The 25,112-nt window shown below is 61.7% G+C and carries 21 protein-coding genes, 1 tRNA gene, 2 rRNA genes and 1 pseudogene; 14 read left to right on the top strand and 11 right to left on the bottom strand.

Going from position 1 to position 25,112, the window contains the following annotated elements:
• The first annotated feature begins 4 nt into the window (after nt 1–4).
• From NKH50_RS09045 to NKH50_RS09035, 3 genes are all read left to right on the top strand, one after another.
• Nucleotides 5–2,811 (top strand): 23S ribosomal RNA (locus NKH50_RS09045).
• Nucleotides 2,812–2,907: 96 nt separating this feature from the next.
• Nucleotides 2,908–3,022: ribosomal RNA gene (rrf, locus tag NKH50_RS09040) — 5S ribosomal RNA — on the top strand.
• Between the two features lie 130 nt (nt 3,023–3,152).
• Nucleotides 3,153–3,229: transfer RNA gene (locus tag NKH50_RS09035), tRNA-Met, on the top strand.
• Nucleotides 3,230–3,798: 569 nt separating this feature from the next.
• On the opposite strand, the gene NKH50_RS09030 is transcribed toward NKH50_RS09035, so the two are convergent.
• From NKH50_RS09030 to NKH50_RS09005, 6 genes and pseudogenes are all read right to left on the bottom strand, one after another.
• Nucleotides 3,799–4,305 (bottom strand): L-2-amino-thiazoline-4-carboxylic acid hydrolase, encoded by a 507-nt coding sequence (locus tag NKH50_RS09030; protein WP_352878059.1) that lies wholly within the window; start codon nt 4,303–4,305, stop codon nt 3,799–3,801.
• The gene (locus NKH50_RS09025; protein ID WP_352878057.1) at nt 4,302–5,093 is read right to left on the bottom strand and encodes an ATP-binding cassette domain-containing protein; all 792 of its coding nucleotides are present in this window, start codon (nt 5,091–5,093) and stop codon (nt 4,302–4,304) included. The genes NKH50_RS09030 and NKH50_RS09025 overlap by 4 nt, the downstream gene beginning before the upstream one ends.
• Nucleotides 5,090–5,916: pseudogene (locus tag NKH50_RS09020) on the bottom strand (ABC transporter ATP-binding protein). Before NKH50_RS09020 ends, NKH50_RS09025 begins: the two are co-directional and overlap by 4 nt.
• Nucleotides 5,913–6,743, bottom strand: coding sequence for an ABC transporter permease (locus NKH50_RS09015; RefSeq protein ID WP_352878055.1), 831 nt, complete (start codon nt 6,741–6,743; stop codon nt 5,913–5,915). Before NKH50_RS09015 ends, NKH50_RS09020 begins: the two are co-directional and overlap by 4 nt.
• Entirely contained in the window at nt 6,740–7,726 is a 987-nt protein-coding gene (locus NKH50_RS09010) for an ABC transporter permease (protein ID WP_352650691.1), read from the bottom strand. The genes NKH50_RS09015 and NKH50_RS09010 overlap by 4 nt, the downstream gene beginning before the upstream one ends.
• A gap of 272 nt (nt 7,727–7,998) precedes the next feature.
• A complete protein-coding gene (locus NKH50_RS09005; protein WP_352878053.1) occupies nt 7,999–9,609 on the bottom strand; it encodes an ABC transporter substrate-binding protein in 1,611 nt (536 codons plus the stop codon).
• A gap of 364 nt (nt 9,610–9,973) precedes the next feature.
• Between NKH50_RS09005 and NKH50_RS09000 the strand changes: the two genes are divergently transcribed.
• Entirely contained in the window at nt 9,974–11,161 is a 1,188-nt protein-coding gene (locus tag NKH50_RS09000) for a M24 family metallopeptidase (RefSeq protein WP_352878051.1), read from the top strand.
• Nucleotides 11,162–11,167: 6 nt separating this feature from the next.
• Here NKH50_RS09000 and NKH50_RS08995 read toward each other — a convergent pair whose 3' ends face one another.
• Genes NKH50_RS08995 through NKH50_RS08985 form a run of 3 tightly spaced genes read right to left on the bottom strand, consistent with a single transcriptional unit; the run spans nt 11,168 to nt 13,659 of the window.
• Complete coding sequence (locus NKH50_RS08995; protein WP_352878048.1) at nt 11,168–11,587, bottom strand: cupin domain-containing protein; 420 nt, start codon at nt 11,585–11,587, stop codon at nt 11,168–11,170.
• 24 nt (nt 11,588–11,611) lie between these two features.
• Nucleotides 11,612–12,451, bottom strand: coding sequence for a phosphoenolpyruvate hydrolase family protein (locus NKH50_RS08990; RefSeq protein ID WP_352878046.1), 840 nt, complete (start codon nt 12,449–12,451; stop codon nt 11,612–11,614).
• 11 nt (nt 12,452–12,462) lie between these two features.
• Nucleotides 12,463–13,659, bottom strand: coding sequence for a Tm-1-like ATP-binding domain-containing protein (locus NKH50_RS08985; protein ID WP_352878043.1), 1,197 nt, complete (start codon nt 13,657–13,659; stop codon nt 12,463–12,465).
• A 106-nt stretch (nt 13,660–13,765) separates the two neighbouring features.
• Between NKH50_RS08985 and NKH50_RS08980 the strand changes: the two genes are divergently transcribed.
• The 8 genes from NKH50_RS08980 (at nt 13,766) to NKH50_RS08945 (ending at nt 21,044) form a co-directional block, all read left to right on the top strand.
• On the top strand, nt 13,766–14,461 hold the full coding sequence (locus tag NKH50_RS08980; protein ID WP_352878041.1) for a TetR/AcrR family transcriptional regulator: 696 nt from the start codon (nt 13,766–13,768) through the stop codon (nt 14,459–14,461).
• A 357-nt stretch (nt 14,462–14,818) separates the two neighbouring features.
• On the top strand, nt 14,819–16,135 hold the full coding sequence (locus NKH50_RS08975; protein WP_352448404.1) for an ABC transporter substrate-binding protein: 1,317 nt from the start codon (nt 14,819–14,821) through the stop codon (nt 16,133–16,135).
• A gap of 92 nt (nt 16,136–16,227) precedes the next feature.
• A complete protein-coding gene (locus NKH50_RS08970; RefSeq protein WP_254816733.1) occupies nt 16,228–17,133 on the top strand; it encodes a carbohydrate ABC transporter permease in 906 nt (301 codons plus the stop codon).
• Nucleotide 17,134: 1 nt separating this feature from the next.
• Complete coding sequence (locus NKH50_RS08965) at nt 17,135–18,094, top strand: carbohydrate ABC transporter permease (RefSeq protein ID WP_352878038.1); 960 nt, start codon at nt 17,135–17,137, stop codon at nt 18,092–18,094.
• A complete protein-coding gene (locus NKH50_RS08960; protein ID WP_023675179.1) occupies nt 18,091–18,312 on the top strand; it encodes a hypothetical protein in 222 nt (73 codons plus the stop codon). Before NKH50_RS08965 ends, NKH50_RS08960 begins: the two co-directional genes overlap by 4 nt.
• Nucleotides 18,309–19,412, top strand: a complete 1,104-nt coding sequence (locus NKH50_RS08955) for an ABC transporter ATP-binding protein (protein WP_352878035.1) — start codon at nt 18,309–18,311, stop codon at nt 19,410–19,412. Before NKH50_RS08960 ends, NKH50_RS08955 begins: the two co-directional genes overlap by 4 nt.
• Entirely contained in the window at nt 19,412–20,515 is a 1,104-nt protein-coding gene (locus tag NKH50_RS08950; RefSeq protein ID WP_352878032.1) for an ABC transporter ATP-binding protein, read from the top strand. Before NKH50_RS08955 ends, NKH50_RS08950 begins: the two co-directional genes overlap by 1 nt.
• A gap of 247 nt (nt 20,516–20,762) precedes the next feature.
• Nucleotides 20,763–21,044 (top strand): hypothetical protein, encoded by a 282-nt coding sequence (locus tag NKH50_RS08945; protein ID WP_352878029.1) that lies wholly within the window; start codon nt 20,763–20,765, stop codon nt 21,042–21,044.
• Between the two features lie 21 nt (nt 21,045–21,065).
• Here NKH50_RS08945 and NKH50_RS08940 read toward each other — a convergent pair whose 3' ends face one another.
• The gene (locus NKH50_RS08940) at nt 21,066–22,037 is read right to left on the bottom strand and encodes an AraC family transcriptional regulator (protein WP_352878026.1); all 972 of its coding nucleotides are present in this window, start codon (nt 22,035–22,037) and stop codon (nt 21,066–21,068) included.
• A 90-nt stretch (nt 22,038–22,127) separates the two neighbouring features.
• On the opposite strand from NKH50_RS08940, the gene NKH50_RS08935 reads away from it, so the two are divergent.
• Nucleotides 22,128–23,351 (top strand): MFS transporter, encoded by a 1,224-nt coding sequence (locus NKH50_RS08935; RefSeq protein ID WP_352878023.1) that lies wholly within the window; start codon nt 22,128–22,130, stop codon nt 23,349–23,351.
• Here the strand turns inward: NKH50_RS08935 and NKH50_RS08930 are convergent.
• The gene (locus NKH50_RS08930; protein ID WP_352506661.1) at nt 23,348–23,695 is read right to left on the bottom strand and encodes a GFA family protein; all 348 of its coding nucleotides are present in this window, start codon (nt 23,693–23,695) and stop codon (nt 23,348–23,350) included. The genes NKH50_RS08935 and NKH50_RS08930 overlap by 4 nt on opposite strands.
• A 117-nt stretch (nt 23,696–23,812) precedes the next feature.
• On the opposite strand from NKH50_RS08930, the gene NKH50_RS08925 reads away from it, so the two are divergent.
• Nucleotides 23,813–25,108 carry an amidase gene (locus NKH50_RS08925; RefSeq protein ID WP_352878020.1) on the top strand — a complete coding sequence of 432 codons (1,296 nt, stop codon included), beginning with the start codon at nt 23,813–23,815 and terminating at the stop codon, nt 25,106–25,108.
• Nucleotides 25,109–25,112 lie beyond the last annotated feature (4 nt).

Below are 25,112 nucleotides of genomic sequence, written 5' to 3'. Positions count from 1 at the left end.
GAACGATCAAGTGTCTTAAGGGCAATTGGTGGATGCCTTGGCATGCACAGGCGATGAAGGACGTGATACGCTGCGATAAGCTACGGGGAGGTGCGAATACCCTTTGATCCGTAGATTTCCGAATGGGGAAACCCACCTAAGGTACTTGGAAAATCAGAGCAGCAGGGCAACTTGCTGCTGTGGTTTCCAAGTATCGATAATAGGGAACTTACCCTGAATAAAATAGGGGTAAAGTGGCGAACGCGGGGAACTGAAACATCTAAGTACCCGTAGGAAAGGACATCAACCGAGACTCCGGAAGTAGTGGCGAGCGAACCCGGACCAGGCCAGTGGCGATGATGAGACAAGCGGAACCTTCTGGAAAGTAGGGCCATAGTGGGTGACAGCCCCGTACGCGTAATGCAAATCATCGTCCTCGAGTAAGGCGGGACACGTGAAATCCTGTCTGAAATTGGGGGGACCACCCTCCAAGCCTAAGTACTCGTGCATGACCGATAGCGAACTAGTACCGTGAGGGAAAGGTGAAAAGCACCCCGACAAGGGGAGTGAAATAGTACCTGAAACCGATTGCCTACAAACAGTGGGAGCCCAAGGTTCGTCCTGGGTCACCACGTACCTTTTGTATAATGGGTCAGCGACTTAGTGTGACGAGCAAGCTTAAACCGATAGGTGTAGGCGCAGCGAAAGCGAGTCTGAACAGGGCGTTCAGTTCGTCGCATTAGACCCGAAACCGAGTGATCTAGCCATGAGCAGGTTGAAGGTAAGGTAACACTTACTGGAGGACCGAACCCATAACTGTTGCAATAGTTCGGGATGACTTGTGGCTAGGGGTGAAAGGCCAATCAAACTCGGAAATAGCTGGTTCTCCGCGAAATCTATTTAGGTAGAGCGTCGACCGAATACCCCAGGGGGTAGAGCACTGGATGGGCTAGGGGTCCTCACCGGATTACCAAACCTAACCAAACTCCGAATACCTGGGAGTAATAGTCGGCAGACACACGGCGGGTGCTAACGTCCGTCGTGAAAAGGGAAACAACCCTGACCTACAGCTAAGGTCCCCAAGTTATGGCTAAGTGGGAAAGGATGTGAGGATCCCAAAACAACCAGGATGTTGGCTTAGAAGCAGCCATCATTTAAAGAAAGCGTAACAGCTCACTGGTCTAAATAAGGGTCTTTGCGCCGAAAATGTAACGGGGCTAAAGCCATACACCGAAGCTTAGGGTTTGCAGCAATGCAAGCGGTAGCGGAGCGTTCTGTAAGCTGATGAAGCCATACCCGTGAGGGATGGTGGAGGTATCAGAAGTGCGAATGCTGACATGAGTAACGTAAGGGGAGTGAGAGACTCCCCCGCCGAAAGTCCAAGGGTTCCTGCTTAAAGCTAATCTGAGCAGGGTTAGCCGGCCCCTAAGTCGAGGCAGAAATGCGTAGACGATGGGAACCACGTTAATATTCGTGGGCCTGGAGGAAGTGACGGATCATTGAGGTAGTCCAATCTTATCGGATTGAAAGGGCTGCTGCGTGGTTCCAGGAAATAGCTCCTCCTTATAGACCGTACCCGAAACCGACACTGGTGGACTGGTAGAGTATACCAAGGCGCTTGAGAGAACTATGCTGAAGGAACTCGGCAAATTGCACGCGTAACTTCGGAAGAAGCGTGACCCTTTCATGCGCAAGCATGGGAGGGTGGCACAGACCAGGGGGTAGCGACTGTTTATCAAAAACACAGGGCTCTGCGAAGTCGCAAGACGACGTATAGGGTCTGACGCCTGCCCGGTGCTGGAAGGTTAAGAGGAGGGGTGCAAGCTCTGAATCGAAGCCCCAGTAAACGGCGGCCGTAACTATAACGGTCCTAAGGTAGCGAAATTCCTTGTCGGGTAAGTTCCGACCTGCACGAATGGCGTAACGACTTCCCCGCTGTCTCCAGCATAGACTCAGTGAAATTGAATTCCCCGTGAAGATGCGGGGTTCCTGCGGTTAGACGGAAAGACCCCGTGCACCTTTACTATAGCTTTACATTGGCATTCGTAGTGGCATGTGTAGGATAGGTGGTAGGCTTTGAAACCTGGGCGCCAGCTCAGGTGGAGCCACCCTTGAAATACCACCCTTATCACTATGGATGTCTAACCGCGGTCCGTTATCCGGGTCCGGGACAATGTATGGTGGGTAGTTTGACTGGGGCGGTCGCCTCCTAAAGAGTAACGGAGGCGCGCGATGGTGGGCTCAGAACGGTCGGAAATCGTTCGCTGAGTGCAATGGCATAAGCCTGCCTGACTGCGAGACTGACAAGTCGAGCAGAGACGAAAGTCGGTCATAGTGATCCGGTGGTCCCGCGTGGAAGGGCCATCGCTCAACGGATAAAAGGTACGCCGGGGATAACAGGCTGATGACCCCCAAGAGTCCATATCGACGGGGTTGTTTGGCACCTCGATGTCGACTCATCGCATCCTGGGGCTGGAGCAGGTCCCAAGGGTATGGCTGTTCGCCATTTAAAGCGGTACGTGAGTTGGGTTCAGAACGTCGTGAGACAGTTCGGTCCCTATCTGCCGTGGGTGTAGGAATATTGAAAGGATCTGTCCCTAGTACGAGAGGACCGGGATGGACGGATCTCTGGTGGACCTGTTGTGGCGCCAGCCGCATAGCAGGGTAGCTATATCCGGACGGGATAACCGCTGAAGGCATCTAAGCGGGAAACCCACCTTAAAACGAGTATTCCCTGAGAACCGTGGAAGACGACCACGTTGATAGGCCGGGTGTGGAAGAGCGGCAACGCTTGAAGCTTACCGGTACTAATAGTTCGATCGGCTTGATCGTTCTCATTCCTAATGCCCATTTCTGGCGACAATCCTTGGATTGCGCCGAGATGGATGGCACAGAAAACAGCTTCTCGAGCAACGTGCGTTTTGCCGACCTGGTGGTTATGGCGGAGCGGCTGCACCCGATCCCATTCCGAACTCGGCCGTGAAACGCTCCAGCGCTGATGGTACTTCGTCTCAAGACGCGGGAGAGTAGGTCGCTGCCAGGTCTGCCAAGCGCACGTTGTTTAATCTTCTCCTTACAAACAGGCCCGCCAACGGGACTCCGGGCCGCGCAAGCGGCCCTTTCATTTGGCGGAAGCTTGAATCCGGTGAGCCAAGGCTTACCTTTAGGGTTGACGCGGGGTGGAGCAGCCCGGTAGCTCGTCAGGCTCATAACCTGAAGGTCACAGGTTCAAATCCTGTCCCCGCAACCAAAATACGAAAACGGCCCGCCTTGTGCGGGCCGTTTTCGTATGCACTGAAGTACGGCGACAGGACACTTAGCATTCCGCGGCCAATTCTTTGCGTATGTGCTCCGATCCACCTCGCATACGTCGGGCGAATGGCCGATCGGGATTTACGACGCGCCAAAAGGGCGCGCTGCCGTCTTGACTGATATGCACCAAGTGCCGCCGCACAGTCACCGGGCAGCAGGCGTCTGCTCCGTATTTTGCCGCGAGCGTACGTCGTAGCTCTCCAAGGTCCGACAAGTGGCCAGGTCGTGCAGCCCGGAGCTCGTCAGCGACCATTTTCTCGGTTGGGATCAGCACGCTCTGCGTAAGGTTTTTGCCTTTGCGTCGCGTTTTGACCACCAGCAATGCGCTCATAATTCACCTCCAGGAACTCCCCTACAGAAGACGAACAAGGATGCCGCAATCCGACAAATCTCGGATTGATTTGATTGCCGTGGCCTTATGCGGCCGGGAGTTTTTGTTGGCTCCGTGCTGCCCAACGGAACGGAACTCTACGTCTTCGCCGACATGGCTCGAGTTGCAGCTCTAGTCTAACCGGCATCCCGGTTGGTTAAAGCGATGTGGCAGCAGCCGGAACCGTGGCCCGGTGTCCAGGTGACATTGTCGAAGCGTACCCCGGTGGCCTCGAACAGGCCGCGATCGAAGGCGCCGGCGATGCGGCAAAGCGTGGCGAGTTTCTCGTCGTCGACGCCGGCTTCGACCCAGGCGTCCTTCAGCGGGCAGCGCCTGACCTTGAAGGCAATGCGGTCCGGACCGCGTTCGACGTCGGTCGGATACATGCGACCGCCATCCGGGCTGACGGCCAGGAACGCCTCGCCGATCGCCGGTGCGTCGTTGGGGCCGAAATCGGCGAAGGCCGCCGCCGCAATCTCCCTGCCTCGCCGTTCAATGGTGCGGATCATGATCGCCTCGGCTTTTTCCGCGCCAACTTCCGCGGTCAGTTCGTCGAGCAACAGACGATAGAGATCGGCGCGGTTGCGGAAGGCGGAATCGAGTTCGCGTGACAATTTTTCGGCTCGGGCTTCGGCGTCGGTCATGATGCGTCCCGTTCGATCCTCGACAGTCTTGGCGCTGCCGCCACCAGCGCCTTGCCGATCGCGGATTGCGGCGCGTCGATGACGGTGCGGGCATCGCCGCTCTCGGCAATCCGCCCGCCGTCCAGAATGGCGATGCGGTGGGCGATGGCACGGACGACGCCGAGATCGTGCGAAATGAACAGATAGGCGATGCGCTCCTCGCGTTGAAGGTCAAGCAGCAGCCGCAGGATCTGCGCGCGCACCGAAACGTCGAGCGCCGACACCGCCTCGTCGAGCACGACCAGCGACGGTTTCGTGGCGATGGCGCGGGCGATTGCAACGCGCTGGCGCTGGCCGCCGGAGATTTCGTGAATGGCGCGGCCGGCGAGACCGGGGCTGAGGCCGACGCGTTCCAGCAGAGCGGCGATACGGCGCGGGCGTTCGGCGCGAGAGGCGATGTGATGGATGCGCAAGGGGTCGTCGAGCACACGCGCCACCGTGGCGCGTGGGTTCAGGGCAGCGAGCGGATCCTGAAACACCATCTGCAGACGAGCGCGCCGGTCGCGCAACGCAGCGCCGTTCAACGACAGGAAATCACTGCCTTCAAACTCGATTCGGCCAGCATCGGCTTCGATGAGCCGCAGTATGAGCCGAGCGATCGTCGATTTGCCGCTGCCGGAAGGTCCGGCCAGCGCCAGCGTCTCGCCATGCTCGATGTGGAAGGAAACATCGTCGGCCGCGGCGATGATCTTGCCGCCGCTACTGTATCGTTTGGTCAGGCCGGAAACGGCGAGCAGCGGACTGGTCATGTTCGCTGCAGCAGCGGCTCGGCGTCGAGACCGAGATTGGCGTCGAGCAGCGCCCTTGTGTACGCGTGACGCGGCGCACTGATCACCTGCGCCGTCGCACCTAGCTCGAGCAGCTCGCCATGCTGGAACACCGCGATGCGCTGTGCAAGCTCAGCGGCCAGCGCAATGTCGTGGCTGATGAACAGCAGCGTCATGCCGTCCTCTGACACCAGTCGCCGGATCAGCCCGACGATTTCGGCCTGCACGATGGTGTCCAGTGCACTGGTCGCCTCGTCGGCTATCAGCAGTTTCGGCCCGGCCGCGATCGCGGCGGCGATCGCCACGCGCTGCTTCTGGCCGCCGGATGTGGAAAGGCGCGCAGAGCGGCATCGGGGTCGGGCAGACGGACCCGTTCGAGCAAGGTTTTTGCTCTGGCATAGGCGTGTCGCCAGTCAAGTCCGAGATGGGTGCGCGCGACTTCCGCGATCTGCTTGCCGATTGGCATGACCGGATCGAGACTGGCGGATGGGTCCTGGAAAACGAAGCCGATATCGCGGCCTCCGAGAGGAAGGCTATTGAGAACAAGGAAAGATTGACGGTCTTTCGAATGAGACGATCGAAATTCCGTCATCTGCCACTCGATCGCTCCGCTGATCTTGGCAGTGGCCGGCAGCAGCCCAGCAATCGCCAGCGCCAACGTGCTCTTGCCCGAGCCGCTCTCGCCGATGATGGCGAGGCGCTCGCCAGCGGCGACATCGAAGCTGATATGCTTCAGCGCCGCCACCTCGGCGCCGTCGCGGCGATACGTCACCGTCAGATTGCGGATCGAAGCAAGCGCCGTCACGACAGGCTCCTCCTCACCGATGTCGTCTCGACGACGCCTTCGCCGGCGAGATAGACGCCGAGCACGGTCAGTACGAGTGCTATTCCCGGAACGATCGAGAGGAAGGGCGCGGTGCGCAGCACGGCGCGGCCTTCGGCGATCATGCCGCCCCAGGTAACGCGGTTGGGGTCGCCGAGGCCGAGAAAAGACAATGCCGCTTCGGTGAGAATAGCCGCGGCGACGATCACCGACGACAACGCCAGTACCGGCGGCAGCGCGTTGGGCAGCACCTCGCGAAGGGCGATCTCCAGCGGATGCATGCCGATGACGCGGGCGCCGGCAACAAAATCGCGCTCGCGGATCGACAGCACTTCGGCCCGCGCCACGCGTGCCGGTCCGGTCCAGGCGCCCAGCGCGATCGCAGCGACCACGACGCCGAGCGACGGCCCGACAATGCTGACGAAAGCCAAAGCCAGCAGGAAGGCTGGGACGGTCTGGAAAGCGTCGGTGATGCGCATCAGCACCTCGTCGACAAGGCCGCCGGCAAAACCGGCCAACGTGCCGATTACGGCGCCGACGGCAAGCGCGGTGGCTGCTGCTGCCAGGCCGACCGCCAGCGAGGTGCGGGCGCCATGGAAAAGCTCGGCCAGCACGTCACGGCCGAGACGGTCGGTGCCGAGTGGCAGCGACCAGTCCTGGAACGGCGACAGCAATGCCGGCCCGGCAATGGCCTGCGGATCGCTCGGAAAGAACAAAGGTGCGGCAAGCGCCACGGCAGACAGCGCCGTCAGGATGACCGCGCCGGCGATCGCTTCCGGGGTCCGAAGAAAGCGGCGAAGCGGGCTCACGCGCCGGCCTCACTGGCCCCGACGCGCGGATCGAGGAAGGCGTAGGCGATGTCGACGAGAAGGTTGATGATGACGACCAGGACGGAACTGATGAGAATGATACCGAGCAGCAACGGCGTGTCGCGTGCCGCCACCGCTTCCTGCGCCAGCCGGCCAAGGCCTGGCACGGAAAAGACGCTTTCGATAACGACGCTGCCGCCCAACATTTGCGCGGACTGCAGGCCAAGCATGGTGACCAGCGGCAACAGCGCATTGCGGGCGACGTGAGCGAGCACGATGCGGCGGCGGGAAAGTCCTCTGGCGCGGGCGGCCAGCACAAAATCCTGTCGCCAGACCTCGGCCATGCCGGCGCGCATCATGCGCAGATAGAGCGCGAGATAGATGAAGCCGAGCGCCGAAACCGGCAGGACGAGATGGCGGGCGATATCGGCGGCGCGATCGAGGCCGGTCCGGGCCGAGGCGATACTCTCGATCCCGCCGATCGGAAACCATCGCAGGTCGACGGCAAAGACGATGATCAGCACCAGCCCAAGCCAGAAGCCCGGCACGGCATAGAGCGCCAGCGAACCGATGGACAGAAAGCGATCGCGAAAACTGCCGGGCCTGGCGCCGGCATAGATGCCGAGCGCCGAGCCGAGACCGAAGGAGAGCGCGGTGGCGCTGCCCATCAACAGCAGCGTGTTGGGCAGGCGCTCCAGGATGACGTCGCGGATCGGCCGCGAAAAGGTCACCGATTGGCCGAGATCGAGATGCAGCAGCGCCCAAAGATAATTGGCGAGCCGCGTCAGCTCCGTCTGGTCGAGACCCCAGCGGTGACGCAACAGCTCGATCATGCCGGCGTCGCCGCCGGTCGAGACGATGTAGGCATCAACCGCGTCGCCGGGAGCGGCTTCGAGTAACAGGAAGGTGCCGATGACGACAATCAGCAGCACGAAGATGCTGCCGACGAGACGGCGGCGAAGCAGGATGACAGCGCGGGTCATGGCGTAACGCCGATAGGAGAGCCAAGTCTTCGGTGCCGCGCTCTACGGCGTCCCCCTCTGTCCTGCCGGACATCTCCCCCACAAGAAGGGAGATTGGCAGCTTCGGCGTTGCCGGCCGTCTTGCAACGCTCGAGATTGGCGAAAGCGACAATGACAGCCGATCTGGCCCGTTGTGGGGGAGATGTCCGGCAGGACAGAGGGGGACGCGAAAAAGCTCTCATCGTTGAAGCTGAGCACCCACACAAGCGGGGCGCAAGTCTGGAGAGACTTCCTTACCCCTCCAGCCAAGTGTCCGCCCAGTTCGATACCGCCCAGCGCGGGTTGTTGGCGATATTCTTGACCGTATCACGTGCGACGCTGATGAAACTCCATTCGGCGACGTTGATCAGTGGCAGGTCGGCGGCAACTTTTCTCTGGAACTCCTTGTAGAGTTCGGTGCGGGCGGCGGTGTCGAGCGTCTCCGATGCCTTGGCGATCAGGGCATTGAGTTCGGCGTTCTTGTAGCCGCCCTGGTTGGAGAAGGGCACGCCGTCTGGAATGCCGCTCTGCACCAGGATGGTGGTCGAGATCGCAGGATCGCCGCGGAACACCGGCGGCCCGACCGCAAGGTCGAAGGCGTGGTCGGTGTAGACGGCCTTGATATGCGCGGCCGAGTCGTTGTTGACCAGCTGAGCGTCGATGCCGATGTCGGCGAGCGCCTGGCGCAGATAGTCGCCGAACTGCTTGGTCTCGTTGAAATAGGGCGCCGGCAGCAGGTTCAGTGAAAAGCGCTTGCCGTCATCGCCTCGGCTGTAGCCGGCCTCGTCCAGCAAGGTGTTGGCCTTGACGACGTCGAAGGCGTACGTCGGCACGTCGGCGGTGTAGAATTGCGGGTCGTTTTTCGGCACCGGGCCAGTGGCGGTGGCGGCATAGCCGAGAAACACCGTCTTGACGACGAAGTCCTTGTCGATGGCGTGAGCGATCGCCTGGCGCACTTTCAGGTCGGCCAGCTCCTTGCGGCGATGGTTGATCTCGACGACGAGCTGGTAGGTCAGCCCTTCGTAACCCTTGGTGATCACCTTGAGGCCGGGCACTTTGGATATGCGGTCGAGATCGGCGAGGGGCACGGCGGAGAAGGCGGCGAGCTGGATCTCTTCGGCCTCGAGCGCGCTGGCCGCTGCTGTGCGGTCCGGCAGCACCTGATAGATGATCTCGTCGAGATAGGGCTCGTCCTTGCCCCAATAATCCGTATTCTTCTCTAGCCGGTAATATTCGCCGGGTTTGTATTCGGCGAATTTGAACGGGCCGGTGCCGACCGGGGCGTTGTTGGCCGGGTTGTCCTCGATCTTTCCGGTCTCGTAGATGTGCTTGGGCACCACGCTGCTCAGCGCCGGCAAGGCGTTGCGGATCAGCTGGAACGGTGTCGGCTTGGCGAATTTGAACACGGCGGTGGCTTCGTCCGGCGTGTCGACCGCCTCCAGGTCCTTGAACACGGTGCGGCCGAGATTCTGCAGCAGCTTCCAGATATGCAGCGCCGAGAACGCGACATCGGCGGAGGTGAAGGGTTTACCGTCATGCCATTTGACGCCCTCGCGCAGCTTGAACGTCACCGACAGGCCGTCGGCGGCACCTTCCCAGCTGAGCGCCAGGCGCGGATCGAGCCCGTCCTTGCCCTCAAAGGAGGCCTCAGCCAAGGTTTCTACGATCTTGCTCGAAATGAAGAAGACGCCGTTCGAGGCGACGATCGCCGGATTGAGATTGCGCGGCTCGGAATCAGCGGCGACGACCAGTCGTCCGCCCTTTTTCGGCGTCTGCGCCGAGCCGATCGTCGGCATGGCGGTGGAGGCCAGCAGCAATGCCGAACCCGCAAGCATCGTACGTCTGGAAATGGTGAACTCTGGCATGATCGAACTCCGTCCTCTCCGCGGACCCGGCCGGGTCCGCCGTACCCCTCGGACGCTCGTAAGCATCCTGCAAAGCTGATTATGGGCCTTGTGCGGGGTTTCGCCAAAGACGGAATTGGCGCATCCTCACGTGGCTTTGAAATTTCCGTCCGTTGGACCAGTTGTATAGAAACGGTTCGATGCGCGGTTCTGGCAGGACCCAGACTGGAGTAAAGTGCAGCAGGTGGACCAGCTTTGGGGCTGGTTCGCCCGTTCTGGCTGGACCAGATCGGGCAAAATGATGCAGATTCAAGCATAGCCGAGGGTCAGAGCCGGAAAAGCCGGTGCTGGCGAGCGGCCAGCTAAGGATTTCAGGGAGAGAGACATGAACGTTGCCCCAGGCAAGAATGCCGTCGGCGGCGTGCCGTTCGACCAGGCCAGGGTGGACGGGCTGATGGAGGAGGCCGGCATCGACGTGCTGCTCGCCACCTCCAAGCACAACACGCAGTATCTGCTTGGCGGCTACAAGTTCATCTTCTTCGCCGCCATGGATGCGATCGGCCACAGCCGTTATCTGCCTGTCGTCGTCTATGAGAAAGGTGGGCCGGAGCATGCCGCCTATATCGGCAACCGCATGGAAGGCGGCGAGCACCAGAACCATCCATTCTGGACGCCGACACTGCATGCCGCCTGCTGGGGCACGCTCGATGCCGCCAATCTGGCGGTCGAGCATTTGCGAAAGATCGGCAAGGGCAATGCCCACATCGGCATCGAGCCCGCCTTCCTGCCGTCCGACGCCTATATGCTGATCCGCAACGCGCTGCCGGATGCCAAGCTGATCGATGCGACTGATATGCTGGAGCGCATGCGCGCAATCAAAACCGAGGCCGAGTTGGAGAAGCTGCGCATCGCCTCCGAGCTGATCACCGATTCCATGCTGGCGACCATCGGCTGGGCACGCGAAGGCACGACCAAGAGCGAGATCATCGAACAGCTCAGGCGCGAGGAGACCAATCGCGGCGCGCATTTCGAATATTGCCTGTTGACGCTAGGCTCCAGCCACAACCGCGCCGCCTCGCCGCAGGCGTGGAAACGGGGCGAGGTGATGTCGATCGATTCCGGCGGCAACTACCACGGCTATATCGGCGACCTTTGCCGCATGGGCGTGCTGGGCGAGCCTGACGCCGAACTCGAGGATCTGCTGGCCGAGATCGAGACAGTGCAGCAGGCGGCCTTCTCCAAGGTCAAGGCGGGCACGCTGGGCGGTGACATGATTTCTCATGCCGAAGGCGCGCTGAAGAAGTCGAAGGTTGCGCCCTATACCGATTTCTTCGCGCATGGCATGGGGCTGATCACGCATGAAGCGCCGTTCCTGATGACCAACCATCCTGTGACCTATGAAGGCACCTATGCCGCAAAGCCGCTGGAGAAAAATATGGTGCTTTCGGTCGAGACGACCATGCTCCACCCCACGCGCGGCTTCATCAAGCTGGAGGACACGGTGGCGGTCACCGACACAGGGTACGTGATGTTCGGCGATCGGGGCCGGGGCTGGAACAGGGGCGGGGGCTAGGCGCTTCTATCCCCCGCCCGGCGGGATCAACCTGAAATCCGGCAACTCCCGCAACGCCAGTTCCGGCCCGGCCGGCGAATAGACGACGAAAAGCTGCATCGGCCCATCGCCGGTATTGAGCGTCGAGTGGAAGCGGCTTTCCGGCACATAGATGGTGCAGCCGGGGCCGACCTTCTCGACGACCGGGTTGCCTTTCTCGTCCTCGACCATCTGCTCGCCATTGCCTGAGATGACGAAGATGATCTCCTCCGCACCCGGATGGTTATGACGCGTATGGCCCTTGCCCGACGGGAGGTCGACGACACCACCGGAAAATTGCTTTGCGCCGTTCACTTCGGGAGCGACCGTCAGCGACAGCCTGCCCCAGTCGAAGCCGAAGACGCTGACGTCTTTTGGATATACGAATACCTTGCTGTTGTCGGTCATCGTCCCACCTTCTTTTGCTGGTCTCTACGCAGCGCCGAACGTGACGGCCTTGAAATCCGCCGTCTGCCTGGCGATCGAGGCTTCCGCCGGCAGCCGCTCCATCGAACTGGCGCCATAGAACCCGTGCAGGCCCTTGCAACGCTCGAGAATATATCTGGCGTCGTCCGGCATCGAGATCGGCCCGCCATGGCAAAGCAGAATTATGTCCTCGCGTACTGAGCGTGCCGCTTTGGCGATGGCGTCGACCTCGCTGACACAGTCGTCCAGCGATTTAGCCGACCTCGCGCCGATCGAGCCGCCGGTGGTCACCCCCATATGGGCGACGACGATGTCGGCGCCGGCTGTTGTCATGGCGCGCGCCTCGTCTGGGTTGAAGACATAGGGCGTGGTCAACAGGTCGAGTCTGTGAGCCTCGGCGATCATGTCGACCTCGAGCCCGAAGCCCATGCCGGTTTCTTCAAAACTCCGCCGCATCTGGCCGTCGAACAGGCCGATCGTCGGAAAATTCTGCACGCCGGAAAAGCCCATCGTCTTCAACTCGGCCAAAAGCAGCGGCATGATGACGAAGGGATCGGTGCCGTTGACGCCGGCCAGCACCGGCGTCTTCTTCACCACCGGCAGCACTTCATAGGCCATCTCCTTGACGATCTCGTTGGCGTTGCCATAGGCGAGCAGGCCGGCGGCCGAGCCGCGCCCGGCCATGCGGTAGCGGCCGGAATTGTAGATGATGATCAGGTCGATGCCGCCGGCTTCCTCGGCCTTGGCCGACAGGCCGGTGCCGGCACCGCCGCCGACGATCGGCACGCCGTCGGCGATCATCATGCGGAATTTCTCCAGGATTTTCTTGCGCGGTATGGCGGCCATGTCTTGGTGTCTCACTGTCTGGCGATGTCGAGGAAGGCCGTTGTGGCAGCCCAGGCGAATTCGGGGTCGTTGATATGCAGCGGCAGGCGCAGCACGCGCCGCGTTTTGGCGGGTTTGATGGTACGCTCGATCGCCTCGAACAAAGCGGCATCGGCTTCAGGGCCGAAGAAGGCGCCGCCTTCGATGTCGAGCGCCGACACGCCTTTCTCCGGAATGAGGAAACGAACCGGACCTTGGCAGAGGCTCAGCCTTGTCCCGATCCATTCACCGATCGTCCTGCTTTCGTCGGCAGTGGTGCGCATCAGCGTGACGTTTGGATTGTGCTCATAAAACAGCCGGCCGCGATAGCGTTCCGGAATTGTCGGCGGCGCCCAGAAATTGACCATGTCGAGCGCGCCGACCGAGCCGATATAAGGCAGCCTGGTGCGGGCGATGGCGACAAAGCGATCTTCGGTCGCCGGCAGCACGCCGCCAAGCAGCAAGTCGCAGACTTCGGTCGTTGTGATGTCGATGACGCCGGACAACAGGCCGCTGTCGGCCATTTTTTCCATGGTGCGGCCGCCGGTTCCGGTGGCATGAAAGACCATGCAGTCATAGGTCGAACGAAGCTCATCGGCGATCGCGGTCACGCATGGCGTGGTGACGCCGAACATGGTCAGGCCTATCGAGGGTCTGCCGTCGGCCGGCGGCGCCGGCTTTGCCGCCATGCCTGATATCGCCTGGGCGGCATTGTGCAGCACGACACGGGAAAGTCGGTTGAGGCCGGCCATGTCGGTCACCGACGGCATCATGACGATGTCGGAGACGTCGACGTAAGGCGTGGTGTCACCGGAGGCCAACGTCGAAACCATGATCTTGGGCAGGCCGAGCGGCAGCGTGCGCATGCCTGCGGTGATGATCGAGGTGCCGCCACCGCCGCCGATACCGACAATCCCGGCAATGTCGCTGCGCGATTGAACAAACCGGGCAAAGGCGGCAGCCATTGCCGCCACAGCGGTGCCGCGATCGTCGACGCCGAGCACGGCATTGCGACCCTCGGAATGGTGGCTGGCGACCTCGTCGGCCGAAATGTCGACCGGCACGGTCGCGCCGCGTGTTCCGATGTCGACACGGGCAATCGAAGCGCCGGTAGCGGCGACCGCATCGTACAGAAATGCGAGTTCCTCGCCCTTGGTGTCGGCGGTGCCCACCACATAGATGCGCTTCATCGCGTTTCCCCGGTCTTGGGCGTGTTCGGCGCTGCCGCCCCTTTGCCTGGCCGTTCGATGGGCGAAGGGCCATTGCAATTTTTTGAGACGCGCGTATCGTATTGACATGGATGTCTCACGTCAACAAGCGACAGTGAACGACGACGCCGGCCAAGGCGCCAGCCCGCGGGCTGAGCGCGGGGCCCGCGCGCGCACCCAGCGGCTGATGCTGGAGACGGCGACAAAGCTGATGCAGGCCGGCGCCACGCCCTCCGTCAGCGAGGTGGCGGAAGCAGCGGAAGTCTCGCGCGCCACCGCTTATCGGTATTTTCCGAGCCAGGCGGCGCTGGTGCAGGCGGTGGTCGACGAAGGGCTCGGGCCGATCCTTACCTGGCAATCGAGCTCTGCCGATCCGGAGCGCCGGGTGGCCGAGCTGTTCGACACCGCCATGCCACGCATCGAGGCCTTCGAAGCGACGTTCAAGGCGGCGCTGAAACTGTCGCTCGACCAGTGGGCACAGCGACAGGCAGGCACGCTGGGCGGCGAACCGGCCTTCACGCGCGGCCATCGCATCGAGCTTTTGAAGGATGCGATCGCGCCACTCAAGGGCCAGTTGCCGCCGCGCGAATTCAAGCGGCTCGCGCAGGCGCTGTCGCTGATCTTCGGCGTTGAGGTGCTGATCGTTTTGAAGGATATATGGGGACTGGATAGCCGCCGCATGATGTCGGTCGCGCAATGGGCGGCCGGCGCTCTGGTGCGCGCGGCGGTGACGGAATCGATGATTGAAGGAGATGGGATCGCGCCGACGACCGCCGTGAGATGACGCCAATCTGGTTCGACCAGATTTTCAACCTGGCTATTCATGCTACTAGCGATGCAGCGGCCCAAGTAAGGCATTCATGTATCAAGGAGTAGGAAAATTCAGGGAAAACAGGCAGATATCGCAGAAGCCAACTTGTCTGCGTGCCGCCACCGTCCAAGAAAGGGCTTGACGTTCCTCTTAAATTGGTAATACCAGATCAGGACAAATAAAGCGGATCAAAGGTGAAGGCTGAGATCCGTTTCGGTCGAGCGAGGAGGCTCAAAAACCGGAACGGTGCCGTCACGGGAGGACTACCAGGGCCGGCCTCGCCGCCGGCTCGCATGACGCGGTAGAATGCGCACAAGGGAGGAAATCATTATGCGCAAGACAATGACCAGCTTGCTTGCTGGTATCGGCCTAGTGCTCGCCTGCGGAACGTCCGTCTACGCGCAGGAAAAGGAACTTACAATCTTCTGGGCGGAATGGGATCCGGCCAATTACCTGCAGGAACTCGGCAACGAGTACGAGAAGGAGACCGGCGTCAAGATCACGGTGGAAACCACACCGTGGCCCGACTTCCAGACCAAGGCCTTCACCGAGTTCAACGCCCATGGCGACGCCTACGATATGGTCGTCGGCGACTCGCAATGGCTTGGTGCCGGCTCGACCGGTGGCCACTATGTCGACCTGACCGACTTCTTCAACAAGCACAAGGTCGGTGAAGTGATGGCACCGGCCACGGTGAAATACTATGCCGAATATCCGGGCGGCAGCAGCAAGTACTGGGCCATTCCGCTCGAAGGCGACGCCGTCGGCTGGTCCTATCGCAAGGACTGGTTCGAAGACCCCAAGGAAAAGGAAGCCTTCAAGGCCAAGTATGGCTACGATCTCGACGTGCCGAAGGATTTCAAGGCGCTACGCGACATCGCCGAATTCTTCTACCGGCCGGACCAGAAAAAATACGGCATCGCCATCTACACCGACAATTCTTATGACGCGATGGCGATGGGCTTCGAAAACGCGCTGTTCTCCTTTGGCGGCGAGCTGGGTGACTATAAGACCTACAAGGTCGATGGCTTCATCAACTCCGACAAGGCGATCGCGGCGCTCGACGCCTACAAGGAACTCTACAAGTTCACGCCTCCGGGCTGGGCCAAGTCGTTCTTCGTCGAGGACAACCAGGCGATCACTGAAAACCTGGCCGCGATGAGCATGAACTACTTCGCGTTCTTCCCCTCGTTGATCAACGAGGCGTCGAACCCGAACGCCAAGAACACCGGCTTCTTCGCCAATCCAGCCGGACCTGGCGGCGACCAGTTCGCCGCACTCGGCGGTCAGGGCATCTCCATCGTTTCCTACTCGCAGAAGCAGGAAGAGGCGACGAAGTTCCTGGAATGGTTCATCAAGGACGAGACCCAGAAGAAGTGGGCAGCGCTCGGCGGCTACACCTGTAGTGCCGCCGTGCTCAAGTCGCCCGAATTCCAGAACGCCACACCCTATAACAAGGCGTTCTACGAGACCATGTTCAAGGTCAAGGACTTCTGGGCGGTTCCGGAATATGCCGAACTGCTGCAGCAGCTCAACCAGCGCATCTATCCCTACATGATCGGCGGCGAAGGCACCGCCAAGGAGACGCTGGACGCACTGGCAGCCGACTGGAACGCGACCTTCAAGAAATACGGCCGCGGCCAATAAGCATGAAGTTTCACGGAGGGGGCGCTCGTGCCTCCTCCGTTTCTTTTTCTGATTTTTGAAATCTTTCTGATTTCTGAACTGGGAGCAGGGTCTTGGCGACCACAATGATCACCACGCTGGACAGGTCCTCGCGGGCCGCCGCTCGCGGTCTAAGCGACATTTCGATCCGCAATCTCTTCATCATCCCGACGATCCTGTTTCTGATCGTCTTCAACATCTTCCCGCTGATCTATTCGCTGGGCTATTCGTTCACCGATTTCCGCGCCTCGACCAGCGCGGCGGCGAATTTCGTCGGGCTGCAAAACTATCGCGACCTGCTCAGCGATCCCTATGTCTGGTCCAACTTCGCCATCACCGCGAAATACGTCATCATCTCGGTCGCCGGCCAGCTGCTCGTCGGCTTCGGCGTGGCCATGCTGCTCAACCGCGACATTCCGCTCAAGGGCCTGCTGACGACGCTTCTGTTGTTGCCGATGATGCTGTCGATGGCCGTCGTCGGCCTGTTCTGGAAGCTGCTCTACGATCCGTCCTTCGGCATCATCAATTATGCGCTGGGCCTCGGCACCTTCGAATGGCTGTCGAATCCGAAAATGGCGCTCTATGCGGTCGCGCTGACCGACATCTGGATGTGGTCGCCCTTCGTCATGCTGTTGTCGCTGGCCGGCCTGTCGGCCGTGCCCAAGCATCTCTACGAGGCAGCCGCGATCGACAGGGCCGGGCCGTTCTACACCTTCTTCCGTATAACGCTGCCGCTGGTTGCGCCGATCCTGATGATCGCGGTCATCTTCCGCACCATGGAGGCGTTCAAGACCTTCGACCTCGCCTACATCCTGACCAGCCAGCCGACGGCCGAGCTGATCTCGATCCGGCTCTACAAGATGGCGTTCCAGGAATGGCAGACCGGGCGTTCCTGCGCGCTCGCCTACATCGTGCTGATCATGGTGCTGGCGATCACCAACATCTATGTCAAATACCTCAACAAGGTGAAGGAGCGCTGAGATGGCCGCAGTCCGCACTTCTTCCGAAATCACCTTCAACCGGGTCGCCATTGTCGCTGTCCTGCTGGTGACGATCATCTTCCTGGCGCCGATCTACTGGATCGCCTCGACGGCGTTCAAGCCGCGCAACCTTGCCACCACCATTCCGCCGACGGTGGTTTTCCAGCCGGAGATATCCCCCTTCGTCAAGTTGTTCACCAAGCGTTCGCAGCTGCGCAGCCCGCCGTCGCCGGAGGAGTACGCGGCTGCGCCGTGGTGGGAGCGCGTCGTCTTCAATGGGGGCGAAAAGATCGTGCGCGACGGCAAGGGCCATGTGCAGTGGTCGGGCTATCCGAGCCGTTTCATGAACTCACTGATCGTTGCCATAACCTCGACCGTCCTGGCCGTCGGCATGGGCACCTTCACCGCCTATGGGTTCTCGCGCTTCAAGGTAAAAGGCGAGGCGGACCTACTGTTCTTCATCCTGTCGACACGCATGCTGCCGCCGGTGGTCGTCGCCATTCCGATGTTCCTGATGTACCGGGCGGTCGGCCTCAACGATTCCCATATCGGCCTGATCATCCTTTACACCGCCTTCAACCTGTCCTTCTCGGTGTGGCTGATGAAAGGCTTCATGGACGAGATCCCCAAGGAGTATGAGGAGGCGGCCCTCGTCGACGGCTATACGCGCATGGAGGCCTTCTTCAAGATCGTGCTGCCCGAGGCCGCCACCGGCATCGCCGCCACCGCCGTGTTCTGCTTTATCACGGCGTGGAACGAATATGCCTTCGCACTGATCATGACCAGCCGCCGTGCCCAGACAGCACCGCCCTTCATCCCCAGCCAGATCGGTTCCGGCCTGCCGGACTGGACGGTGATTGCCGCCGGAACCTTCCTGTTCCTGCTGCCGGTCGCGATCTTCACCTTCCTGCTCCGCAACCACCTGTTGCGCGGCATGTCGTTTGGAGCGATCCGCAAATGAGCTTTCGCGACATCAACCAGAAATATCTCGAACCGGGCAGCCAGGTGCTGATGGTGCTCGGTATCATCGCGCTCTGCCAGCCGTGGAACATGCTGCTGCACAGCTATGGCGTGACCATCATCCTGATCGGCCTGATCGGCTTCAACATCACCTCCAAGATCGCGCCGGAGGAGAAGGCCGGCACCGGGCAAGGGGCAAATCCGGGGGCACAGCATTGACCCAGATCGAGCTTCGAGGCGTCCAGAAATATTTCGGCGCCGTCCAGGTCATCAAAGACCTCAACCTGAAGATCGACGACAACGAGTTCATCGTGCTGCTCGGCCAGTCGGGCTGCGGGAAGACGACGACGCTCAGGGCGATTGCCGGGCTGGAGACGATCGACGGCGGCGACATCCTCATCGACGGCAAGCCGGTCCAGCACCTCAAGGCCGCCGATCGCGATATCGCCATGGTCTTCCAGTCGTTCTCGCTCTATCCGCATATGAGCGTCTATGAGAACATCGCCTTTCCGCTCAGGGCGACGCGCAAGAGCAAGGCCGAGATCGACAGCGAGGTTCGCTCGGTCGCCAAGACGCTGCAGATCAGCGATCTCCTCGCCAATAAACCGTCGGCGCTGTCGGGCGGCGACATGCAGCGCGTGGCGATCGGCCGAGCCTTGGTGCGGCGGCCGAAGGCGATGCTGATGGACGAGCCGATCGGGGCGCTCGATGCCAAGCTGCGCGAGGAGATGCGGGCCGAGATCAAGCGGCTGCACATCAAGCAGGGTTCGACCAGCATCTACGTCACCCACGACCAGATCGAGGCGATGAGCCTCGCCGACCGCATCGTCATCATGCATGAAGGTGTGCTGCAGCAGGTCGGCTCGCCGGACGAGGTCTATTCGCATCCGGCGAATCTTTTCGTCGCGCAATTTGTCGGCAGCCCGGTGATGAACGTCGCCGACGCTTCGGTGACCGAGAAACCCTCATCGGCCTCGGTCACGGTCGGCGATGCGGCCGCTGGCTTCGAATTCCCGCGCGCCTTGCTGTCGAAGCTCAATGGCCATGCCGGCAGCCAACTCGCGCTCGGCATCCGGCCGGAAGGCGTCCTCGTCCGCCGCGAAGCCGCCGAGGGGTTCCTGCCGGTGGAGACGCAGATCGTCGAGCCGCTCGGGTCCTTCGACATCGTCGACCTCAAGGTCGGCTCCAAGATGCTGCGTGCGCGCACCAAGAGCGGCTTCATCAGCGGCCCCGGCGAAAGGGTCTTTGTCAGAATCGATCCCAGCCAGGCGCATTTCTTCGACACGGCGAGCGGCAAATCGCTGGGAGTGAGACTCTGATGGCCCACATCCAGCTCAAGAACATCTCAAAGAAGTTCGGGAACCACACCGCCTTGACCGGGCTCGATCTCGACATCGCCGATGGCGAGTTCTTCGTCCTGCTTGGCGAGACCGGCGCCGGCAAGACGACGACGCTGCGCATGATTGCCGGCCTGGAAAAACCGAGCGAAGGCCAGGTCTTCATCGATGGCGTCGATGTCGCCGACTGGGGCGCGGCCGAGCGCGACGTGGCGCTGGTGCTGCAGCAATATTCGCTCTATCCGCGCTATACGGTGCGCCAGAACCTCGAATTTCCGCTGAAGCCGAAGATCCGCCGGCTGCCCGATGCCGAGATCAAGGATCGTGTCGACCGCGCGGCCAGGACGCTGCGCATCGAGCATCTGCTCGACCGCAAGACCGACAGGCTTTCAGGCGGCGAGATGCAGCGCGTCTCGATCGGCCGCGCCATCGTGCGCAAGCCGCGGGTATTCCTGATGGACGAGCCGTTGTCGGCGCTCGACGCCAAATTGCGCGAGGCGCTGCGCACCGAATTGAAGAACCTGCAGATGCAGCTTGGCGCCACCTTCCTGTTCGTGACGCATGATCAGATCGAGGCGATGTCGATGGGTGACAAGGTCGGCGTGCTCAACCATGGCCGCATCGTCCAGACCGGCACGCCGTACGAGATCTACAACAATCCGCGCGACACCTACGTGGCAAGCTTCGTCGGCTCGCCGCCGATGAACCTCATCGACGGCAAGCTCGTCAACGGACGTGCGGTGATGGCGCCGCTCAATTTCGAATTGCCGTTTGCGGGGGGTGCCAAGACTTCGGGGGGTGCCAAGACGGGCGCGGCGACCGACGGTCGCCCGCTCGTCTTCGGTATTCGTCCCGAGGACGTCTATCTCGAGACCGGCGCGCCGGTCGAGGCGCGGGTCCACGATGTCGAGAACCATGGCGTCGAGAAGATCCTGACGCTGCGGGTCGGCGACGCCATGCTGCGCGCCACCGTGCCGGCCAGGACCGACGTCCAGATAGAGCAGCCGGTACGCTTTGCCTGGAATCCGGATAAGGTGGTGCTGTTCGACAAGGGCAGCGGAGTAAGCCTGCGTCACGCCGGCTAAGTACAAGCCTCTTTACTGCAGCTGGAGGGGGATGCGTTCAACGCGAACCGTGTTTCCTGCTCCATCTATGTGTTTTAGCCGCATTTGTGCGACGCTACGTGACTCCATTTGGTGCGAAATGCTCGAGTCTTCCCGTCATCTCCCCCGTGCGGGGGATGCGGGTGCTCCGATTTGTCGAATAGGCTGATCCTTTGGTCCCAAACGGGCTTTGCAAGCCCATTTGGGGGCCCGAAATGGAGGGTTGGCTATGGGAAATCTGTTCCGCACTTTTGCGACGATCCTGGTTGTCGCCGGTATGGGATTGTCGGCCGCGCATCTGAGCGAGGCGCAGGCAGCCAAGAAAGTCGTCGCCGGTGCGAAGGTCGACGCCAAGAAGATCAAGGGCCTCAATGGCACGGTCAATCTGTCCACCAGCGACTGCAAACTGTTGTTGAGCGGCACCGTCGTCGAAGTCTCGGATGGCAGGTGCGGGGCCTCCGGCAAATATTGCAAGAGCAGTGCCGGCTCGGCCTGCATCACCGAGCAATAAGCCGGCCAACGTTTAGCCGGCCTAGCGGATCTCCGCCTGTTCCTCGGCCCGGAAATGGCTGGGCGGCGATCCGATGACCCGCTTGAAGGCGCGGCTGAAGGAGGCGTCGGATTCGTAGCCGAGGCGCGCCGCGACGACCGAAATCTTGAGCCGGTCGCGGACCAGCCATTGCCGCGCCTGGTGCATCCGCACCTGCGTGACGTACTTTGCCGGTGTTTCGCCGACAATGGTGGCGAAACGATCGGCGAAACCCGATCGCGAGGCACCCATCATCTTCGCCAGAGCCTCCACCGTCCAGTCACGGTTCGGTTCCAGGTGGATCGCGGCCAGCACCCGGCCGATCTCGCGATCCCTGACCGCCGCGATCCATCCGGAAGAGTCGCCGCAGCCGCGCTCGACCCATGAGCGGATGACGGTCGCGGCAAGCACATCGGCCAGCCGCGCCAGGATGCCGCCGGAGCCGACGCGCTCCATCGTCACCTCGCGGGCCATCGCTTCCAGCAAATGTGGGATACCTGGTTCATAGGCTTCCAACTCATGTGCGCGCATCACGTCCGGCATCATGCCGAGCAAGGGGTGCAAGCCATCGAGATTGAAATACATGCTGCCGAAAAACAGCAAGGTCCCCGGACGGCAGCCGGGCACGCCGTCATTCGACATGCAATAGACATTCTTGCAGATTTCCTCGACCTCATAGCCGTGGATCGGCGCCGCCTCGATACCCGGCTCGCTCGCCAGCGTGTGAGCTGAGCCGCGCGGCAACAAGGCAGCGTCGCCCGCCTTGAGCTCGACCCATTCGCCGGACGGCTGCAGCAACCAGCAGCCTTTACGGCCGATGAAATGAAACCGTGCCGCCGCCTGAGCCGGAAAATGGATGCCCCAAGGCTCCTTCATCTCGCAACGGCCGTAATCGACGCCTTCGAGGCGCAATCCGCGCAATATGTCCGTCAGTGGATCGCCGGTTACGGGGATTTTGGACGAACGGTCAAACATAATGGTGTTTCTAGCATGGAAACTCCAGCTAGTCACTCCTTATGTTGCATTGCAGTCAAATGCTGCGCTGCAACAGACCGGAGATCCCTCATGACCGAACCCGCGACAGGCGTCATGGACGCCGTTCTCGACCCATCGGAAACTGGCGAACGATCCGAGCCCGCATGGGGGGCGGTGGTCTCCTTGGCGCTCGGAGTCTTCGGCCTGGTGACCGCAGAATTTCTGCCGGCCAGCCTGCTGACGCCGCTTGCGCAGGATCTCGGCATCACCGAAGGCGCCGCCGGGCAGGCGGTAACGGCAACGGCCGTCATTGGCGCGATTGCGGCACCGACCATGGCTATTGTCACCAAGCGGCTGGACCGCAGGCTGGTCATGTTGGCGCTGACCGTGCTGCTTGTGCTGTCAAACCTGGTGGCCGCGTTTGCGTCGTCGCTTCCTATTCTTCTGATCGCCCGCATCATGCTCGGGATCAGTCTCGGCGGATTCTGGTCGATGTCGGCGGCCATGGCGATGCGGCTTGTCCCAATGCGGCTGATGCCGCGCGCCATGTCGATCATCCTCACCGGCGTTTCGGTGGCGACGGTCTGCGCTGCTCCGGTCGGCGCCTATGTCGGCGACATCTGGGGATGGCGGACGGCCTTCATGATCGCCGCCGTGGTCGGCGCGCTGGCGCTTCTGGTACAGGTGGCTACCATCCCGCGACTGCCGCCGGCAGGTACAGCAGGTTTTCGCACGCTGCTGGAGGTGATGAAGCGGCCGATGATCAGAGTAGCGCTGCTGGTGGTGTTGCTGGTCGCCTCGGGACACTTTGCCGGCTTCACCTATGTCCGCCCGTTTCTCGAGAAGGTGCCCGCACTGGACATCGAGACGATCTCGCTTGTGCTGCTCGCCTACGGCATTGGTGGTTTCTTCGGCAATTTTGCCGGCGGCTTCATTGCCGAGCGCAGCCTCAAGGCAGCCGTCACTCTGGCGCCTCTGCTGATCGCGTCTTCAGCGCTCCTGCTGCTGGTGGTCGGAGGCTCACCCGTCGTGGCTGCAATAGCAGTGGCCAGCTGGGGCTTTGCCTTCGGCGCCGTCCCAGTCGGGCTGCAGACCTGGCTGGTGCGAGCCGCCCCCGATCAGGCGGAAAGCGCCGGCGGGCTCATGGTTATGACGTTCCAGGTCGCCATCGCGTTGGGCGCCGTCTTCGGCGGCCTGCTGGTCGACAATACCGGCGTTGCCAGCGCCTTCGCCTATTGCGCGGCGGCGACATTGCTTGCGGCACTGGCGGCGTTCTTCCTTGGCCCCAAGCCGATCGACGATCCCAAGGCCTAAACGGAACGGCCGTCGAAGTCGAAGACCGGCACGGCGGCGACGTCCAACGCCTCGATACAATGAATATTGATATAGGCACTTCGCCCGCTCCCTTCGCCGACATCCTCGGCGAAGGGGTGAATGCCGCAGCTGCGGCAGAAGCGGTGCGCGATGACATGGTTGCCGAAGCTGTAGCGGCCGAGATCATCGCCCCAGGCAAGCACCCGCACGCTTTCATGCGGCACTGCCCATAGCAGTGCACCCTTGCGCGAGCAGATCGAGCAATTGCACCGTACGGCTCCGGTCAGCTCGCCTTCGACCTCGAACGCGACCTTGCCGCAGTGGCAGCTGCCTTGGTAGAGCATCGGGCCTTCCTCCTTCGGTTCGACAGGTGCAAATCCGACCGTGCCGGGCTATGTCTCCTGCGGCAGTTGGGGCTGCTATCTTAAGACGTTCCAAGCGTGCGGAGTCCGACACCGAAAATGCAATCAGCCCGTGATAGCCTCGAAGCAATTCTTTCGCGTCTTGCCGTTCGCGTCGACGACGAAAGCGTTTTCGTAAAGCTCTACCCGGAAGCCGCACGGGCGGCGGCCGACGCAGCCGATGCGCGGCGAAAAGCCGGCGTCACGCTCGGGCCGCTCGATGGGGCGATCGTCTCGATCAAGGATCTGTTCGATGTCGCTGGCGAGCCGACCACGGCGGGCTCTCTGCTGCTCGCCACCGCAGCGCCGGCGCTGCGGGATGCCATTGTCGTGCGACGGCTGCGTCAGGCCGGTGCAGTCATCCTCGGCAAGACCAACATGACCGAGTTCGCCTTCACCGCGATCGGCGTCAATCCGCATTACGGCACCCCCGGCAATGCAAGCGATGCCACCCGTATTCCGGGCGGCTCGTCCTCAGGCGCCGCGGTTTCGGTCGGCGAAGGCACCAGCCAAATCTCTATCGGTTCCGATACGGGTGGTTCGGTGCGCATTCCGGCATCGCTGAATGGCGTCGTCGGTTTCAAGCCGACCGCGCGGCGCGTGCCGCTCGCGGGTGCGTTTCCGCTGTCGGCCACGCTGGACTCGATCGGTCCGCTGGCCCGCACCGTCGCGGAATGTGCGGCGGCCGATGCAGTGATGTCGGGCGAAAACCTGGCAGCACTGTTGCCGCTTCCACTGCACGGCCTGCGCATCGGCATTGCGCGCGGCGTGCTGTTCGATGATACGCAGGAAGAGGTCGCGACGACGTTCGACTGGTGTCTTCGCAAGATGGAGCTTAGCGGCGCACGGCTTGCGGAACTGTCGATCGACGACCTGCTTGCCGAACTGCGCGCGGCAACCAAGCGCGCCTCGATCGCGGCGATGGAAGGGGCGGAGATCCATGCCGACTGGCTGGCGACGGGAGCGGCGACGCCGGTCGACCCGCGGGTAAGCGGACCATTGTCGCGCGCCGCCGCCATTCCGGCCACGGTCTATATCAGGGCAATGCGCCGTCGCGCAGCACTTGTCGCCGCAATGGATGAGCGGCTGGCAGGGGTAGACGTACTGGCCCTGCCGACCACGCCGGTGACGGCGCCGACGATCGTCTCGATGACCGGTGACGAGGCCCTCTGCAACAGGATCGAGGGTCTTCTGCTGCGCAACACGCAGGTCGCCAACCAGTTCGATCTGTCAGCAATCTCGCTGCCCATGCCGGGAAAGACGCGCCCGGCCGGGCTGATGCTGGTGGCGCGCAATGGTCATGACCACCACCTGCTGCGCATCGCAGCCGGCGTGGAGGCGCTGCTTGCAAATTGATCCG

The organism is Mesorhizobium sp. M1027 (assembly GCF_040318745.1).
GTDB lineage: Bacteria > Pseudomonadota > Alphaproteobacteria > Rhizobiales > Rhizobiaceae > Mesorhizobium.
This window is presented reverse-complemented; position numbering and strand designations above follow the sequence as displayed.